18 protein-coding genes and 1 pseudogene are annotated in these 18637 nt (G+C 34.5%); 3 read left to right on the top strand and 16 right to left on the bottom strand.

What is annotated here, in order from left to right; all coding sequences use genetic code 11:
* Positions 1-372 precede the first annotated feature (372 nt).
* From AC3WOM_RS24470 to AC3WOM_RS24430, 9 genes are all read right to left on the bottom strand, one after another.
* The gene (locus AC3WOM_RS24470) at positions 373-1476 is read right to left on the bottom strand and encodes a TFIIB-type zinc ribbon-containing protein (RefSeq protein WP_492448746.1); all 1104 of its coding nucleotides are present in this window, start codon (positions 1474-1476) and stop codon (positions 373-375) included.
* 14 nt (positions 1477-1490) lie between these two features.
* Positions 1491-2810 (bottom strand): SPFH domain-containing protein, encoded by a 1320-nt coding sequence (locus AC3WOM_RS24465; protein ID WP_492448745.1) that lies wholly within the window; start codon positions 2808-2810, stop codon positions 1491-1493.
* 173 nt (positions 2811-2983) lie between these two features.
* Positions 2984-3358 (bottom strand): DUF423 domain-containing protein, encoded by a 375-nt coding sequence (locus tag AC3WOM_RS24460; RefSeq protein WP_492448744.1) that lies wholly within the window; start codon positions 3356-3358, stop codon positions 2984-2986.
* A gap of 11 nt (positions 3359-3369) precedes the next feature.
* Entirely contained in the window at positions 3370-3795 is a 426-nt protein-coding gene (locus tag AC3WOM_RS24455) for an acyl-CoA thioesterase (protein WP_427550071.1), read from the bottom strand.
* A 386-nt stretch (positions 3796-4181) separates the two neighbouring features.
* Positions 4182-4505 (bottom strand): DUF1827 family protein, encoded by a 324-nt coding sequence (locus tag AC3WOM_RS24450; RefSeq protein ID WP_427550069.1) that lies wholly within the window; start codon positions 4503-4505, stop codon positions 4182-4184.
* A gap of 637 nt (positions 4506-5142) precedes the next feature.
* Positions 5143-5583: a hypothetical protein gene (locus AC3WOM_RS24445; protein ID WP_492448743.1), complete on the bottom strand. Its 441-nt coding sequence runs from the start codon at positions 5581-5583 to the stop codon at positions 5143-5145.
* A gap of 454 nt (positions 5584-6037) precedes the next feature.
* Complete coding sequence (locus AC3WOM_RS24440) at positions 6038-6901, bottom strand: NAD(P)-dependent oxidoreductase (RefSeq protein ID WP_492448742.1); 864 nt, start codon at positions 6899-6901, stop codon at positions 6038-6040.
* Positions 6902-6947: 46 nt separating this feature from the next.
* The gene (locus AC3WOM_RS24435; RefSeq protein WP_492448741.1) at positions 6948-8042 is read right to left on the bottom strand and encodes a DNA alkylation repair protein; all 1095 of its coding nucleotides are present in this window, start codon (positions 8040-8042) and stop codon (positions 6948-6950) included.
* Between the two features lie 58 nt (positions 8043-8100).
* On the bottom strand, positions 8101-8427 hold the full coding sequence (locus AC3WOM_RS24430; protein ID WP_492448740.1) for a hypothetical protein: 327 nt from the start codon (positions 8425-8427) through the stop codon (positions 8101-8103).
* A 158-nt stretch (positions 8428-8585) separates the two neighbouring features.
* Between AC3WOM_RS24430 and AC3WOM_RS24425 the strand changes: the two genes are divergently transcribed.
* Positions 8586-9527 carry a helix-turn-helix transcriptional regulator gene (locus AC3WOM_RS24425; protein ID WP_492448739.1) on the top strand — a complete coding sequence of 314 codons (942 nt, stop codon included), beginning with the start codon at positions 8586-8588 and terminating at the stop codon, positions 9525-9527.
* Between the two features lie 774 nt (positions 9528-10301).
* Here the strand turns inward: AC3WOM_RS24425 and AC3WOM_RS24420 are convergent.
* A complete protein-coding gene (locus AC3WOM_RS24420) occupies positions 10302-10928 on the bottom strand; it encodes a hypothetical protein (protein WP_492448738.1) in 627 nt (208 codons plus the stop codon).
* Between the two features lie 273 nt (positions 10929-11201).
* Complete coding sequence (locus AC3WOM_RS24415; protein ID WP_492448737.1) at positions 11202-11876, bottom strand: M15 family metallopeptidase; 675 nt, start codon at positions 11874-11876, stop codon at positions 11202-11204.
* A 490-nt stretch (positions 11877-12366) separates the two neighbouring features.
* On the opposite strand from AC3WOM_RS24415, the gene AC3WOM_RS24410 reads away from it, so the two are divergent.
* The gene (locus tag AC3WOM_RS24410; protein ID WP_492448736.1) at positions 12367-13527 is read left to right on the top strand and encodes a Ger(x)C family spore germination protein; all 1161 of its coding nucleotides are present in this window, start codon (positions 12367-12369) and stop codon (positions 13525-13527) included.
* Positions 13528-14068: 541 nt separating this feature from the next.
* Here AC3WOM_RS24410 and AC3WOM_RS24405 read toward each other — a convergent pair.
* Positions 14069-14314 carry a hypothetical protein gene (locus tag AC3WOM_RS24405; RefSeq protein WP_492448735.1) on the bottom strand — a complete coding sequence of 82 codons (246 nt, stop codon included), beginning with the start codon at positions 14312-14314 and terminating at the stop codon, positions 14069-14071.
* Between the two features lie 243 nt (positions 14315-14557).
* On the opposite strand from AC3WOM_RS24405, the gene AC3WOM_RS24400 reads away from it, so the two are divergent.
* Positions 14558-15724, top strand: a complete 1167-nt coding sequence (locus tag AC3WOM_RS24400) for a Ger(x)C family spore germination protein (RefSeq protein WP_492448734.1) — start codon at positions 14558-14560, stop codon at positions 15722-15724.
* Positions 15725-15778: 54 nt separating this feature from the next.
* Here AC3WOM_RS24400 and AC3WOM_RS24395 read toward each other — a convergent pair whose 3' ends face one another.
* From AC3WOM_RS24395 to AC3WOM_RS24380, 4 genes and pseudogenes are all read right to left on the bottom strand, one after another.
* Complete coding sequence (locus AC3WOM_RS24395) at positions 15779-16825, bottom strand: threonine aldolase family protein (protein ID WP_492448733.1); 1047 nt, start codon at positions 16823-16825, stop codon at positions 15779-15781.
* Complete coding sequence (locus AC3WOM_RS24390) at positions 16822-17271, bottom strand: MarR family winged helix-turn-helix transcriptional regulator (protein WP_492448732.1); 450 nt, start codon at positions 17269-17271, stop codon at positions 16822-16824. Before AC3WOM_RS24390 ends, AC3WOM_RS24395 begins: the two co-directional genes overlap by 4 nt.
* A gap of 373 nt (positions 17272-17644) precedes the next feature.
* Complete coding sequence (locus AC3WOM_RS24385) at positions 17645-18202, bottom strand: DUF1697 domain-containing protein (protein WP_427549885.1); 558 nt, start codon at positions 18200-18202, stop codon at positions 17645-17647.
* Between the two features lie 82 nt (positions 18203-18284).
* Positions 18285-18530, bottom strand: a pseudogene (locus tag AC3WOM_RS24380) (SDR family oxidoreductase); the annotation flags it as partial.
* Between the last annotated feature and the right edge of the window lie 107 nt (positions 18531-18637).

Genomic DNA, 18637 nt, shown 5'->3' with positions numbered 1-18637 from the left:
GGAACGGAGATCATCTTCATTTGACTTAGGAGTGTTCACAAAGAGTACCTTGACCATTTAGTTTTTCAACACTATGAATGAAAAAATACATTTTTTTCATTTATCGCATTTAAAATTTCTATGTTCAAATGAGGGAATCCTTCTCTAATTGATTTCACTTTATCACTATAACTTATGCTGTAGGTCAAGGTTAAAGTCGTGATAATTAGAGATATTTCACCTATTTCCTTACCAATATTCATTCGTTCACCCATTATTTTGGACGATTTCATGACAACTTGGTTCTAAAGTATGTTCTTTCTCCAACTATTTCCAATTAAAAAGCAGTATTCCTATGCATGGTTTTAAACCTTTCAGGAATACTGCTTATAACTATTCTGACATAAAGAAATACCAAATAATAGCGATTGTAATCAATGAGAGAATGACAGCAATTGTGACACGAAGCGGAGATATCGGAGCATCTCCACCTACTTGACCCGTTTGTCCGTTCACCATAAAACGGTATATTTTCTCTTTGTAACGGAATGAGGACAGCCAAATCGGCAACATTAGATATTTATATGTAATATCATCATGTGTGGTAGAAAAACGTAAACTAGATACAGTGTCTGCACTTTTCTCCCTACGAATTTTATAAGTGATTTGCGCATGTAAATGATCATGAATTTCCTTCTTCGCTTGGCCCCAGCCATCCTGCAGACCAATACTGTATCGTTCTGATAGAAAGCCAGATACATATTCTGGTTTATAAGCTTTATTATTAAGTAGATTAAAGGGTTCTATTTTCCGCATCATATTACGATCATATCGAGTTGTTGCACTAATTAAATGATCATCGATAAATTCCTGATAAAAACCACTCGTTGAATACCAGTCTGTTACAGTTTGAGTTTTTCCATCCTTATCAGTTACTGTACGATGTTTACCATATCTTGCAGAATATCTTGAGCTTGTTTTCGTATCAAAAGTCCAATAAGGTAAATATACACCTTTAAAGGAGACAGGCTTCGCACTTATCTTTGCCGCTCTAGGAGTAAACCATCTACCTCTAATCCATCTTTGAAAGTTCTCACCTGCTTGCTTATCAGTAATTTCAAAAGCGCATACCCCATTTGGTGCCAATGTATTTTTTGCACTTGCCTCCATTACCTGATTAGAGCCACAATAAGGACAACGATCAGCGACCTGTAAAGCATCATAAATCGTTTCCGCTGCGCAGGCCTCACAGATAACTGTTTTTTTCTCAACACCCCAGTTAAAATTCCCATGTTCTTCAGCCATTGCAAAGTCCATTTCCTGGGCAACTTTTTCTTCTTCTTTTTCTGGAGATGCAATTTCAGATTCATAGCCACAATAAGGACATGATAGTTTTCCGCTTGCTGGGTTAAATTCAATAGAGGCACTACATGATGGACACTCAGCGTCGAAATCAAGCTTTACTTGTTTAACATTTTCAGCTTCTTGTGTAGACATCACTAGTCATCCCCTTACTTAATGTCATTTTCATCGAAAACATCTCCGCACTCAGGACAGAATTTCGGGGGATTCGTAGGATTCTCTGGCTCCCAGCCACATTTATCACAAGCATATTGTAAAGCGCCTGAAGGTTTTTTGGCTCCACATTCACTACAGAATTTGCCTTTGTTGACAACCCCACAAGCACATGTCCACCCCTCTTCTTGTGGCTTTGCTCCTCCACAATTTGAACAGAATTTCCCAGTATTCTCATGGCCACATGCACATTTCCATACCCCCACTTGACCCTGTGCAGTAGCTTGTGCCATTTGGACTTGCTTATTTTGCTCGTTCATTTGATAAAGCTGACCAGCGTTAACCCCACCAGCTTGTGCTGCCATATTCATACCCATAAAACCAGCCATTGCGCCACCTTCGTTATTTGCAGCTGCAATCATCGCTTCTGCCTGAGCACCTGTTAAATGTGCCGCAGCCATACCTGGATCACGCATCACTGCATTTCGTTGCAATTGTTTAATCATCGTTTCATCTTCTTCAGATGCTTTTAAAGAACTAATTCCAAATGAGACAACAGCTAATCCACGGGTTGTTAGCCACTTTTCCGATAACACCTTATTAAGTGCATCTGCTAGTGCTACCGTATGAGCAGGAATTTCACTATAGCGTACTCCACTTGCAGAAATATGTGCAAATGCCGGTTGTAAGGCAGTCATTAGCTCCGTTTTTAGTTGACTATCAATGGCATCTCTTGTGTATTCACGTTCAACGTTACCACAAACATTTGTATAGAATAGTAATGGATCGACAATTTTATAAGAATATTCACCATGACAACGAATGGCAATATCAATATCCAAGCCGATATTACGATCAATTACACGGAATGGAATCGGTGCAGGTGTCCCATATTTATTACCTACGATTTCCTTTTTATTAAAGTAATACACACGTTGATCCTTTGCAGGTTCACCACCAAATGTAAATCTCTTGCCGATCTGCTTAAAGGTTTCCATAATACCTTGAGATAAATCACTGCCGTACATAATGGATGGTTCAGTTGATGTATCATACACATACTCACCAGACTCTGCAGAAAACTCTACAACTTTCCCTTGTTCAACGATCATCATACATTGTCCTTCATTAATGGCAATAATAGAACCATTGCTAATGATATTGTCGTTGCCCTTATTAGATCCACGTTTTGAGGAACGCTTTACACCTTTTTCAACCAGTACATCCGATGAAAGAGAATCGCAGTAAAAATACTCACGCCATTGATCTTCCAGAACGCCTGTTAATGCGCCAACTCCAGCTTTTAATAATCCCATAAAAATTCCCACCTTCAATATCTATATTTAAACTTATTTTATCATTAAAAATAATCTAATCACTATGTTGTACGCAAGAATAAACAAATTGTTTCATATTTTTTAAAACTTTACGTAAAACAAAACGAGGTTACCCAATGAATATTCATTTGGTGTAACCTCGTTATTATTTATTATGAAAGCGCAGCGATAGCTACAAGAACCCATGCAATGATAAATAGCAAACCACCAATTGGAGTAATGGCACCAAGCTTTTTAACACCTGTTACAGCTAATACATATAAACTGCCAGAGAAAAACACAATACCAGCGAACATTAAGTAGCCTGCCCAAGAAAGCATGCTAGAAGCACCTAAAAGGGCATCACTCGATAAAATACCAAGACCAAGTATACCTAATGAGTGGTACATATGATATTGCACAGCAGTTTCCCAAATTGCCGCATAGTATGGAGACGAAAACTTATCCTTTAGAGCGTGTGCTCCAAAGGCACCAAGGACAACACCCAGTCCAGCCAAGATGGCTCCTAAAGCAAGTAAAAATTCCATATTTCGTTCTCCTATTTCGCCTCACGTGCGATTTCTTTATATTTCGTATCCCATGCTGGATCAATTTTACTTAGAGACACAGGACGCAATGTATCTTTATGTGCAAGTATATGTACGGACTGTGCTGTTGCTGCAATCGTTCCATCTTCATGTAAAATTTCGTAGCCATATGTCGTACGCAGACGGTCATGCTTTTCAACCCATGTTCGTACTGTAGCTACTTGACCATAATGCATCGCGGCCTTATAAGAAATGGATAAATCCATAACAGGAGACACATACCCATCCTTTTCTAATGCTGCATACTCAAAGCCAGCATCACTTACAAGCTGTGTACGTCCAATTTCCATCCAAATGATATAGTTCGCATGATACACCACGCCCATTTGGTCTGTCTCGGCATAGCGTATTTCAATTTGTTTCTCACTTACAAACATTTTCTTCACCTCGTCCTACATTATAACGTAAAAGTGTTGATTTGGTGGGGTTTTTGCTCTGGGGATATTGGAAGTTTGAAAAATTGAGAAATGTTCTTTTGATATTTAATTTTAAAAATGAGTTTTTGCAATTAAATAACTTAACACCATATTAACTCTTTTAATTGGGTTACTTTCTGGGGTTCCAATTGAAATCATTTTTTAAACAAATAACGAGCAGATGCAATAAACTAAGTATTTAAAATAAGAAAGAGGCAGGAACATAAGTATATTTCCAAAGCAAAATTTTAATATTTCAAACCAGAAAAGCGCGAGAAATCAACGTTTCTAAAATTGAACTCTCGCACCTTTTAAGATTTTGATCTGTTATGTCCCAGTCTCGTTCTTTAATTTATAAGTGAACTATCCCCTTTATTGCGTATATGAATGACCCCAGTTCCACTGACACGTATACTCACATCTGTAACATTTCGTTTTAAAATGTGTTCAATGGCATATCTAATTTCCCATTCTTTAACTTGACCATTCTCATTTGAAATACTAGCATGACTGGATTCTTTATTTTCGCTGTGTATAATCACTGTACCTTTGCATTCATAAACTCTCACAGTACTTCCCATAAAACCAGTTGCGATTTTAACTACATCAACTCTTTCATTAGTAATATCTCGAAATATTTTTTCTGAAAACGGATAATATATTATAGCCATATTCATTCTCCCCTTAAATATCTAGGTATTAATTCTTCAACTTGAGTTTTTAAAGCTTGCCTTGCGTAACACAATACCTCATCTTCTCCACCTGTTGCAGTATCATCGCTGTCCATTTTATGTCGCCACAATCATGCATCATTTAAAATCACACTCCACTAATCAACATCAGAAATACTTAAAATATCAATAAAATGTACCTTTTGAACATTCCTATATTTATCCTTAATGTGAATTAATTTAGTGTTATCTTTCATTTTATTGACTATACCTAAGAGTGGTTCTTCCTTTCTATAGATAGAAAAGACCTTGTACTTTAATTCATTGATTCATTCGATGTGTATGCGATTTCTTCTAAATCAAACTCGTCTCATTCTAAATGTTTTGGTTCTTTTTTCTTTGCTGGTGTTTTTGTTTTAGCTGCCATCTTTACGCCTCCTCAAAGTAAGAACATTAGTTTGTATATATTATAGAACTAATGTTCTGTATTTAGCAATAAAAAAATGACCAGGCTCACAAATTTTTGTGATTACCTGGTCATTAAATGTTTTATAATGAAAGCACAGATTTAACTTTTTGTTTCTCGAACATTGATCAAGAACAATATTTGGGGTAATTGTGTAATAAATCAATTTGTTCATTCATTAAGATTTTTTCTCTTAGTATATTTACCATCTTTTGAGTTGAATATATATACATTATCTTTTGTGTATATATAATACATTCCTAATTGTCCCTTTATTTCGCCTTCTTTAGAAATATCAATTTCTTCAGATGTCTCCTTAATTACTATGTCTTTTGCTTCTAAATAAGTGAAATTAGGTAGATTATAAAAAATAATAAAGCCTATCAAAACTAACCCTATTGGATAAATCGTTAATAATAGGTTTGATAATTTTTTAACAACATTTTCCTTACTAAATATAAAGACTACTAAAAGTAATAAACTAACCAATAAATTAGATAACCAAGTATTTGTATATTTTACAGTAAATTCATATTCATTTCCGATAATATAAATTATTATCGATAAACAAATATGTATTGCCGCTAGTGCTATCAGTATTATTTTCTTCATTATAGCCCCTCACACCATTTAAATATTATAAGTAAAAAAACACTTTTGCCAAGACCATGTATTTTCTTTCCTTGGTGGTTGTGTCCACTCACTCTACATACAGGGAGTGACGTCAAAAGATCAGCAGCTACCAAATTTCCAAAGATTTCAATCCACACTCTCCATACAGAGAGTGACTTCAAAAAACATCATTTAAATAATATCTTACATAATTTTTACAAATTATAAATATTATTCATTTATCTTTATACTATAAAACTCTTTCTAAATCATCTATTTTTTAAGATTTTCAGTGCGAATCCTTTAGGTCTTTGTGTTAGCCTATGATTCGCACTTATTACTATATACTACTGAGATTACTGAACATTAACTAAGTCCACACCGATGAAGTGGTCTTTAACATATTTTAGGCTATCGATTCAGAAAAAATCATAACACTTTTTGTCCAAATACTCTATCTCAATACTTTAATTAAAGCGCCAAGCTCTTCATTTCCGTAGCCTGCATCCAAGGCCCTCTTGAAAAGTTCTTGGGCAAACATTGGAAATTCATTGTTAATTTTTGCTTCTTGTGCTTGTACCATAAAAAGGTCAACTGTTGTCATACACATATTTATAGAACTCTGTGGGTTATCGTAAGTTTCTGTTTGAATTACTTTGCTCTCAAACTTGATAACCTCACCAATGACTGGTGAAACATGGGCAATCATGGAACCGAAATCATCAATGCGTAGTCCATCTGATTCAAGGATGCGCGCTGCGTGGAAAAATCCTAAATAGGAACCAAACAGATATGAAAGAAAGGCTAGATCTGTAGAGGATGCAGCACTAACTTGCGCTCCAAGATAAGGAACATTTCCAGCTAAGCTTTTTAAAATATGCTCACTCTGTTGATAGGCTTTTAAGGAACCAGATGTGAAAATCGTAGCTTCTGAATTTCCCATTTGAAGTGGTGAAGCCACTATTGCTCCATCAAGATATTCCACATTATGCGCTTGCGCCCATAATTCATTGTCACGTGCTTGTTGAGGGCTACCTGTACTCAATTGGATTAGCACTCGATCTGAGAGAGCTTGTTTGACTTCTTTTGTATCCAAAATAGTAAGTGAAGCATTATAATCAGATACACAGATAATGGACACCTCACTTGCACTTATAGCAGCAGCTACACTAGTAGCAAGGGTTGCTCCATCCTTTATTAAAGGTTCTGCTTTTGCTGTTGATCGATTCCACACTGTCACTTGATAGCCCTTTTTAAGCAGGACTCGTGCTAATGTTGCCCCCATTGATCCCAAGCCAATTACTGTTACATTATTCATCTATTTTCCCTCCAAATATATTATCATTATCTGTATAGTTCTTACGTTAGTGTTCTACGGTATTGGTGACATAAAATTCTGCTGCAGATAGTTCTTGTCCATTTATAACTACTGTCAGCTTATGTTTACCTGGATAATGCTTACGGGTTGTCAAATCTTTAAAAGAATGCCTTCGTACATAGAGTCGACTTTCTTTATCAAAGATGCGTTCTGTTACCTTAAATAGTTTTCTAGAAGTTGAGCCATTCGCTTTGACAAAATCAATTGCATATTCGACTCGGAGCTTTTGGGGTACAAAGGTGTTTGACTGAATCGAAAATGAAAAACTAAGAGTTTGCTCAATTGCCAAGCTATCCTTTTCTAGGGATAAATTATGAACAGCTACATCTGGTGAGGTTTCAAAACCAAATAATAAAAGTACCTCAAAATCTCCTTTTCGCAGTAAACCACGACATCCATGTTTAATAATCCAATCCGTAATTGAATTCTCTCCATGCCATTCATATGCGAGATTTTTCACTAGCTCCGGATGATCTTTGGAAATATCATTCAGATTATTGGCCACACTTTTCTGTACATAAACGGATGAGTCCTGTTTGAGCTGGTTCAATATTGGTAGGATTGGTGAAGGATTCAATTTAAAGGTTTCCAAAGCAGACGCCCATGGCAGCCGAGGTCGACACCCCTCGCTCGCTAACCGTCTGATATAAGGATTGGGATGGCTCGCCCACTTTAACATTTGATCCATCATCCTGTGAGAATCTTTAATTATAAAGGCTCGAACGGCAAACTCTGAACTGGAGAATTGAGTAAATACCTCCAATGCAATCATAGAATCATTCCAATCATCTAGTCCGTTTGCTTCCACAAAATCCGGAAAAAATAAGTATTCCACCCCTTTACATTTTGGTGCAATTTCTATCAAAATGGATAATGCATCACGATAGGATATTGGTAAAGTCATTCGTAAAGCATTACTAATATGTCTAATACGCTGTTTAAATTTTTCTTCTTCCCAAGGGTCGTCATAGATTAAATCCATAAACTTATTAGAATCAAATGCAGGAAATTCTATTTTTAATATGGATATAAATTGATTAAAGAAATCAATTGTATATTTACCCTCAAATGTGTCAGCCATGTCCCATCTCCTTTTTTAGTTATCAAACCTAATATGACGTCATCTGTATTTACTATAACTATAATAAGTTCAGATTAGTCGGGATCAGATGTCTTTGCGTAATCTCTCTTGAATCAATCATGGATACAAAACTTTGAAACTCTGATTTAGACTTTAGTTCCTCTACAGCTGCTAATGCACTTTCCAGATCGCACCAATAAATAATGTCCGTCCATTGACTTTCATCGGATGTATGTAGTAAAGTCCGCCCTTCAAACCCTGATATTTCATGTTTTAGTACCTTGGTTAGTGCGGCTGCTGCTAGACAAAAACGATGCTTATCGATCCCCTCCTTTAGCTCAAATAAAACAACCTCCATTACATAGTTTTGATGTTCTAGTTCCATATTTTTGTCTCCTTTCATCCTTTTATTGGGGAGGTCAATATCTTCCTGTGTAGATTTTCAAAGCTTCCTAAACATTGACTTCGAGTTTTAATATAAGTGATAATAGTGACAACTATTGGCACTATTAAAAAGTTTTTTGATAGAGGAGGACTTTTTTTATGCACAAAGCGCAAAGACTTATTCAGCTTATAATGAAGGTCAATGAACGTAAGAAGTTTACCATTCAGGAGATGGCGGATGAATGCGGTGTTTCACGCCGAACGATGATTCGTGATTTAATGGAACTGAGTGAATTAGGAGTACCACTTTATTCCGAAACTGGACCTAGTGGAGGTTATCGTGTTCTACGTGAGAAAGTGCTTCCGCCAATCAGCTTTACCGAACACGAGGCAATCGCATTGTTTTTTGCTTGCCAATCATTACATAATTACAAAGCTCTCCCCTTTAAAAACGAAGTGAATACGGCATTAGATAAATTTTTTCATTATTTATCAAGTGAGCTGAAGCAAAAGATTGAAAGTATGCAGCAACGGCTTATATTTTGGGTGCCTCCACATGAGTTGGAAGTGCCATTCTTAAAGGAACTACTTGAAGCTGCACTTGAACAGCATGTCATCACAATCAAGTATGAAGCAGCTACTAGTAAAACTAGAAGCATTCAACCTCTTGGAGTTTATACGATGAACGGGCTATGGTACTGTCAGGCCTTTTGTTTCTTAGCAGAGGATTATCGAGTATTTCGCGTGGATAGAGTGAAGGATTTTTCTTTAGCTGCAGACCAAAGTTTAAAATTGAATATGACGAATGAGCACATTAAGGCGTGGATTATGCCAGCAAATGAGGATAATATGTTAGACCTTGAGGTAGATTTAACACCAGAAGGAGTAAGACGTTGTCAATCAGAAGTATGGTTATCCCAGTGGATGGAGCTAGGTGAGGATGGATATGGTACAATTTGTACAAAAATAAACTCTTCATTTACACCATGGTTGGTACATTTTTTTCTAGGCTTAGGCATGGAGGCTAATGTAAAACATCCCCAGATAGTATGTGAACAAATTAAAAACAAGCTACAGGAATTAATCAAACAATACGATTGAAGATTAGAATAATTTATTTTAAATCTAGTGCAAAGCTATAAAAACCAGGTACTTTGTTAAGTGCCTTGTACCTATCCACTTCCTTTTACAAATGCTTTTACATCATCTTTACTTACACGATTATCTTTTTGACAAGCACTCAATCCAACGACTGAAATGACCATCAATAACAATAAAGATAACTTTTTCATTATGTATTCCCCCTTATTTGAACTTTACTAAATATATAATTTTTACTCAAAGGAAATTCCCCACCTGTAGTTTAATGATGTAGGTTTATCTAGTTATGTTATTAATAACTAGATTCCATTAAACTCTGTTTTGTTGGTAATTTCATTTATGCCTTGTTTGAATTGTACAACTTCTTTTTAAATTAGACTGAGGTCAAAATAGATTCGTGCAAAATTAATAATTGAACTTTCGCCATTTTCTTTGGAAATAATCTAATAACTAATAATACCTACAACTATTTTAAATCCCTATTCAAAATAAAATTAGCGCACATAAGTTCAATGAATTTTTTTCTTCCTTCTTTTATTCAAAAAAATAAATAAAACAATACTGATAAATAGTAAAAAACCGATAGTAAAATATATAATTGGCGCATCAATAACAACGAAATAACTGTCTTGCACTTGATATTCCTGATTCGCAAATTGCATTAAATCACCCCCGAAAATTTAGGTTGTCCTATTATCTATTAGTTGGTTTTACATTAGTTTAATTAATCCTTATCCCTGCAACAGAAAAAGCACCTATTAGAGTGCTTTTTAATTAATTATTCTCATTTAGATCATCTGGATAAACAATTGTGTTTAGTACTTCTCCATTTGATTCGTCTTTAAAAATGACTGTAACTTTAAATTTCTCAGAATCTATCCCGCTGAAAAGTTGATAATACATGCCTGGTAATGCAAGTCCCATTGATGCCAAAGCATCAAAACTATTTTCAAACTGTTCTTTATTTACAGTTATCGTAAACTCAGTAAAGGATTTATTATATGTGACATCCTTGATGGAAGTAAAATCCTTGCTAGTTTTAATTTCTTCTATCGTATCTAAAATACTTTTTTCCATCTCTTTCATCATTTCTTTATGAACGGATTTAGACATTTTATAAGTTACAGAACCGTCATCGTTTTTAATGACTTCCTTAACACCTTCTTTTTTTACTTCAGTAATAGCTGACTCGATATCCTGCCCTGCAAAAAAGGAAGCTGGAATTGTAATTTCCACATTTAAAAGTCCTTTATCAACTTTAAACGATTCATCCTTAGTTTCTTCTGCTGCTTTATCAGCACTATCGCTTTTCTTACCACTTTCACTTTCTTTATCTTGGCTACATGCTACTAGTAAAACACTTAATAACATTGCTAGTGGTAATATAAGTATTTTTTTCATTCTTTAATCCCCCTTCTACATAAATATACATAGGTAATAGAAGAAGTTCTATTTTTATTTTCAAATTTATACATTTATCCCACTTTTCCGATAAATAAACAGCCTCTATTGATACAGTAGGTCACAGCTTGTTAGGACTTTCCCCCTATCGTATTAGTACATTTTTAAAGATAATCCGAGCATTTTTTAGGTAAATTTTTGCTTCAGTTTCTCTATGAATCTTAGAGCAGTAAGTAATAACAAATAAAAATACTCTCTCTTATATGGTACTGTTTATATTTTACTTCGTCTTTGCTGAATCGTAATGTACAAACCGATTAGACGATCAGTGGTCATTGTACCGTTCTGTAAATCCTTCAAATGTAATTCCTGAACAATACCATCCTTAACTGCCTGTGCAATAAAGTTTTCTGTTTCTGTTTTCATAGTTGGAGAGCCTGGATTCCATGTTTGTATCAATTTTATTTCCCCCTTCGATTGGTTTTCCACAATTACATTAACTTTCGTTTTACAGCTATTTGGCACAATGACTTGGTTTTCTAATTTATAGCCCGCTGGTATCTTCCAATTTACTCTAATTTCAAAGTGTGGTCGGTCAACTCTTCCGACCCAGTCACCACCCCATGTAATGCCCAGCTTTCTGGCAACAGCACCTACTTGAGCAAGTGTCGTTGCATCATATAAAGAATGAGGAGGACCAACAGCAATATCCCAAGCTCGCCTTGACCTATGGTTACTATCTAGAGTCCATGTTACAATCTGACCTGACCGTGTACGCCCTTGTGCATAAAGATAATTTTGTCGTTCCTGTGAGCGATAAGTCTCCGTAATGAAGATATTTTTAATTCCGGCTTTAAAACACTCTTGGAATAATAATCGGCAAGCTGTTTGGGCAGCAGGTAATAACTCAGCTAGGTCTCTGCAAGTGGTTGCTATGCTTAGACTCATTTGATATGTCCCCCTATTCATTTTTAAATATTCTTTTAATTTGACCATAAACCAACGTAAAAAAATGGAAATAACCACCTCTTAAAATTCACTTAAATTAGGTGAAATCTCTATCTATTATACCTTTTTTTCCATTACTCTTACATACTTAATAGGAATTTCATGTTAAAAACACATCATAATTCCAATAATCTCATACATATACAATCCCTTAATTCTCAAAATAAGCGCCCTCTCTGGAGAGAAAAAACGTTAAATCAAAACTTTTTCTTTATCGTGCCAACTTAACAATCCGAGCTCGACAATGTGTTTTAACGGTTTGTCATTTCTAGAATTAGAAGTGAATTTTTTGTTTATCTTACTATTAATAGGCCAATACTAAACGATATTAGGCTACATTACTATGAACAATGATTAGCCCCATCTGTCCCCTTAAGTTCATAATAATAGACCATGATCCGATTCGATACACACCATTGGGAGGATACATATGAATAAACATCCTTTAACCCTTTTCATCATCATAGTTAGTACATTCTTGTTATCAGGTTGCTGGGATGTCAATGAACCTCAAAGGATGTATTATATTAATGCCGTCGGTGTTGATTTTAAGGATAATCTGTATGAAGTATATGTACAATTTATTAATTTTGATGACGTGGCGAAATCAGAAAGTCCAAATCCTAAGATTGTAGCAGCAGAGATAGGTTATGCAAAAGGAAGGACAGTAGATGAGGCTATCTACAAATTATATAATTCAAGTGACCAAAAGATTTTTTGGGGACATATGAGATATATGGTCTTCTCAGAAAGTGCTTTAGAGGATGAACGTGGTATTCCAGCAATTGATACATTTATTCGTTATAGAGATACACGGTACCAAATCTGGGTCTATTGTACAAAAGAGCCCATGAATGAAATATTGCTCACAACGCCACTATTAGAAGGTTCGCATGCTGTATCAAAATTAAGTAATCCTATAAATCCGACTAGAGATGAAACCTTTATATTGCCAAGAAACTTGAGAGACATAGTTATTGGGTTAAATGAACCAAGCCATGAGATTAATCTTCCTTATGTAACAATAAAAAAAGATTGGGTAACAACAAAGGAAGCCACAGAAAATACATTCTTTTCAGGTATTGGTATACTTTCAAAAGATGGCTTTAAAGGAAGCATAGAAGACGTTTCAGCAAGAGGATTTCAGTGGACTCATGATGAGACAAAACGAGGAGAACTTACCATTAAATTAGATCATGAAGAGGATTATTTAACTGTTAGTGTTGATAAACTTAAAATTATTGTGAAACCCATCGTAAAAAATGAACAACAGGTTTCATTTGAATTTCATATAAATATTAACGCTACAATCAATGGATTTAAAACAAAAGTAACGACTGATGAATTAAGAAAAAAAATAAAAAAAGAAATGATAAAAGAAATACGAGAAACGTATAAAGAGGGTCTAAAATTAGACGCTGATATATATCGTTTATCAGAAGTACTCTATAGAGACAACGTGAAAGTATGGAAAAAATTGGAGAAAAATGGAAAAATCCCATTAACAGAGGATTCAATTAGTAAAATCAATATTCATATCAAAAAAATTAACCCAGGTAGAAAAACATTTGCTGAAACAATAAAAGAGTAAAAGTTATCAAAAAAAAGGACCAGGTTCAAAATTTTTTGAACACTGGTCTTTAATAATTGTTTTTACATCATGAATCGATTCAATTGAGGCACTTTAGATATTTTATAATATGTACTCCTTTATTTTTATTTATAGTCTATTTCTACTTTAAAACAAGTGCTCATTCTATGAATTCTATTCATATTTTCTTACCTTTGGGTTATTTCTAGCCTATCAATAGTTAGACCGAAAATTCAATTGTGGATTTCCGAAAATAAACCTTTCGGACACCGATAATTTTCTTTCGGTTAATGTTGAAACCCTACATTTTTGCACTACGCTTTAATACCTAAGTGCCCCAAAAAAATGACCAGGCTCAAAATGAATTGAATGCCTAGTCATTTTTTCATTGATTCATGACATCATTAGAATATCATATAGTTCTATACAAAATCTAAACAATTGAAATGCAGCAAATTAAGCAAGGAATCATTTATCTTCTCATACTGTGCTCTAAGAATTGTTCACAGTAATAAAGAGACTTTCCAATGTCGAATGATTATTAATCACATGAGGATCCACCATCTGATGAATCACTGTAATTAGAAGTGTTGTCAGAACAATGGTTATTATGATTGTCATTGTCTTGTAAAGTAAATACAGAACCCGTTGAAATATAATCTGTTGTACCAGTGCCAGTATGATTAGAGCGGCTTCTTGAACTCACATTACTACGTTTTGCCTTCTTTAAGTTGATTAAAAATCCTACTAAAAGAATCATGACCACACTTACAATAATAAATTCCATTCTTTCCCCTCCCTGCGGATGAAGCTTATTTTTAAAACTCTATATTCATTCACTTCTTCATTGAATCGTTATCCTCGATTTTAAAAGGAAAATTTCTTTTAACCCATATTAAGCTAATTATACCATTAATAATTCACTCTCTATTAAAGATAATAATTTTTGTGTAAAATTGCTACTTATAATTGGTTCTTTTTTTGTCAAAACTTAAATACAAAACTTCTTTATCGTAAAGTAGGGAAATCAATGAATAAACGTTCTTTATCCAGTCTTTCGTTACTGGTTATGTCTACACTTCTGCTATCTGGCTGCTGGGATGTTACAGAGCCACAAAGAATGTATTACATTAATGCTATTGGCGTCGATTTTAAAGATAATCAATATGAGGTCTATATGCAAATTCTTAATTTAGATGCTGTTGCAAAATCAGAACAGCCAAATCCAGACGTTACACCCTCGGAGGTTGGATTTGCAAAAGGAAGGACAATTGAAGAAGCTATTTATAAATTGTATCGTGCTTCTGATCAACAAATATTTTGGGGGCATATGAGATACCTAATTTTTTCGGAAAACGCATTAAAAAATGAAAGAAGTATTCCTGTTATGGATACCTTTATACGTTTTAGAGAAACAAGGTATCACATATGGGTTTACTCTACAAAGGACCCAATAAAAGAGATTCTTCTAATAACACCGATTTTAAAGGGAACTCTTACTTCCTCCAAATTAAGCAATCCCATAAACACTACTGAACAAGAATCATTTATCTTACCACAAAATTTACGTGAAATAATGATTGGATTAAATGAACCTAATCATGAGGTCAGCATACCATACGTTTCCATAAAAAAAGATTGGGAAACATCCATTAAATCCGAACAAGAAACAACTTTCTCAGGTGTAGGTGTACTTTCAAAAGATGGATTAAAAGGATTTATCAAAGATTCTGCAGCTAGAGGCAATCAATGGATGCATAATAAGACGAACCGTGGCGAAGTAACCTTTAAATTAGAGAGTGATGAGCGGGATTTCTTAACAGTGGATATAGATAAATTAAATGTTTCAGTAAAGCCAATAGTTAAAAGCAAAAATCAGGTGACATTTGATATTGAAATTAAACTAAATGCCACATTAAATGGTTTTAAAGGCAAAGTGGTCTCCCACCAAATTAGAGAGGACATCATTAAACAAGTAAAAAAAGAAGTAATGGAGACTTATGAGGAAGGTTTAAAAATAGACACTGATATTTATCGTTTATCAGAATATCTTTATCGTAAAAACGTTAAAGTGTGGAAAAACCTAGAAAAGGATGGGAAAATACCATTGACGAAAGATTCTATCAGTAAATTATCTATCCATGTTAATAAAATAAATCCTGGAAGAAAAACGTTTGCTGAAACAATAAAAGAGTAAGAAATTGCATCACCACAGTCCCTTTTTAGGAAACTTTGGTGATGCATTGTTTTTTTAACCGTTGATTTTCAGTTGTTTAATATCCTCTATCAGCATGTCAACATTCTCTTCTTTTGTCGCCCAGCTCGTACAAAATCTTACAACACTGTTGTTGGCATCGACTTGTTCCCACATTGAAAAGGCATACTTTCCACCTAATTTAGCAAGTATTCCATTCGATAAAATTGGAAATTGTTGATTTGTTTTGGAATCATATCGCAGGGAAAAACCATTTTCAACAAATGCTTCTCGAATTTTCATTGCCAATGCTACAGCATGACTAGAAATCTCATAGTATAAGCCATTTTCAAATAATGTTTCAAATTGAATTCCCAATAATCTTCCTTTAGCCAATAATCCACCTTTTTGTTTGATTAAATATCGAAAATCCTTTTTCAATTCCTCGTTTATAATAACGACCGCTTCTCCAAATAATGCGCCTATTTTTGTACCCCCAATATAAAACACATCACAAAGCCTTGCAATATCCATTAAGGTTAAATCGTTATCCTTGGAAACCAATCCATACCCTAATCTTGCACCATCCATAAATAACGGTATACCACATTCACAGCAAACCTTACTCAATTCTTCCAATTCTTTTTTACTATATGTCGTTCCATTTTCTGTAGGATGAGAAATATAAACTAGGGCTGGCTGCACCATATGCTCATGTGTAGCATCGGTCCTATGAGCATCAAATAATTCTTTTACTTGTGTTGCTTGAATTTTTCCATCTTCACTCGGAACGGTCAGCACTTTATGACCCGTTGCTTCAATTGCCCCTGATTCATGAATAGCTATATGACCTGTTTCCGCCGCAACAACACCTTGATGGGGTCGTAAAATAGAAGCAATAACCGTAGTATTTGCCTGAGTTCCCCCAACTAAAAAATGGACATCAGCATTGTCTACACCACACTCTTTTTTAATATAAGCTCTTGCCTTTTCACAATGGTCATCCATTCCATATCCAGGGGACTGTTCCTCATTCGTTTCCACGATTCTTTTTAGTATATGTACATGGGCACCTTCTGCGTAATCATTTTCAAAGCGTATCATTCATAATCCCCCAATTTCCCTAATTTTCGCTGGATCAACATCATAGAAGCATGAATTTCTTTAATTTCCTTCTGAGAAAGTCCATCAAACAATTCCACAATTTGCTCGTCAGATTTTTTATTTAGCTGCTGAAATAAATCAATCCCCTTAGGTGTTAAACTTATAAGGCTTGTTCTGCTATCTGCTGTTGAACCCTTTTTGCAAATGACACCATCTCTACCTAGCTTGGCAATAATTCTACTCATATAACTTCGATCAATATCAAGCTTCTCGACTAAATTATTTGCAATACATTGTTCCAAAAATCCTATTTCTAAAATAATCCTTGCCTCAGTAAATGAGTAATCGGTATTTAGTACATGACTATCTAATAAATTTAGCAGCTTTGTATAAAAGCGATTAAATTTCCGAATATCTGCGACGATATTGTTATCTTCCAAGTGCATTGATCGGCTCCTTTTTAGTGGATTTTGTCAACTATATTCCATTAAGTGGACTTTGTCAACTTTAAAAAAACTTTAAAAATCAAAAGAGCATGTTTTGAAATAAAAATTAATCAAAACATACTCCTATTTAATGTGGGAAGTTTTATTATTTCTAATATCCGTAGTTATACCATACATACTTGAAGTAAAGAGTAATGACAGCAATAGTCTTCCAAGATGGTTCATTAGGAACTCTCTTATTCGTTTGTAAATCTATTCTCAAAAGTTTTTTGAATTCAATAAAATCTTCACGACACTTTACGTTTTCTGCCTTTTCATATATTGCCATCTTTAAACCACCATTTTTCTCTAAAAAATAAGCTTTACCTACTTTTTAGTAGAACTCTTCGACCATCTTTATTAGCTTAGAGAGCGTTTTCCAATTACGAACTGTTGCTGGGATACCTAAGATATCCAATTTGCTGCCAATTTTAGAATTTCGAATGCTGTCATAGAATAAAAGATAGATATCTCTCCCCTGTATTACAGCAAGCTCCTTTGTATTTGCATAAGATAAATATTTCTCACTATTAGCCTTTGAAGGTGAAGTCGGCAGTAATGCCACATATAGGCACTCCCCCTTGCACGAAATGCTCGCCTCAGTAATTTTCTGCTCTGGAAAAGGACATTGTCGCACTATTTGTAGTAATTCTTCAGCATTTCGAATGACAACTGTAGTCAGTATCTCAAAATCCTCATGAATTTTATCTTGAATTTTCGATTGCAAATCTTCCTCAGATTCATTTGATTCAAAAATGATATTTCCACTTTGAATATATGTTCTTATATTTTGTAATGCAAGTTGTTCAAGAGAGCTTTTTAGTTGTGCCATTATAATTTTATTATGGCCTCCTACGTTAATACCTCTGAGTAATGCAATATATATCGTCATTTCATTTTCCTTTCACTTAGAAACTTATGAATGTAAGTAGTTCAAAATCAATTTCACCTTGCGTAATTGCGTCTGGAGGCTTTTATCTTAAGTAACCTCCATTGTTAATATCAAAGGTTGCACCTGTATAATGCTTTGATTTATTTGATAGTAAAAATATTACTGTTTCAGCAACATCTTCAGGTGTTACTGGTGTATGAATAAGCTGCTGTTGTAAATACTCCTCTTTTCTCCATTCAGGAATTATATCCATCATCGGAGTTTGAACCATTGTAGGAGCAACAGCATTAACCCTGATGTAAGGCGCAAAATTTGTTGCATTGCTTTTACAAGAAAAAGCAGGTCAATTCATTGTTGATTTGTAAGCCCGTATTCAAATAACGCATATAATCACGTAGCACCTCTCGGTACTATAAAGGTATCAATTAAAGGAGG

It is taken from the genome of Lysinibacillus sp. FW301-JW8, assembly GCF_058788755.1.
The sequence above is the reverse complement of the archived record's forward strand: the minus strand, read 5'-3'. Positions and strand labels throughout refer to the sequence as shown.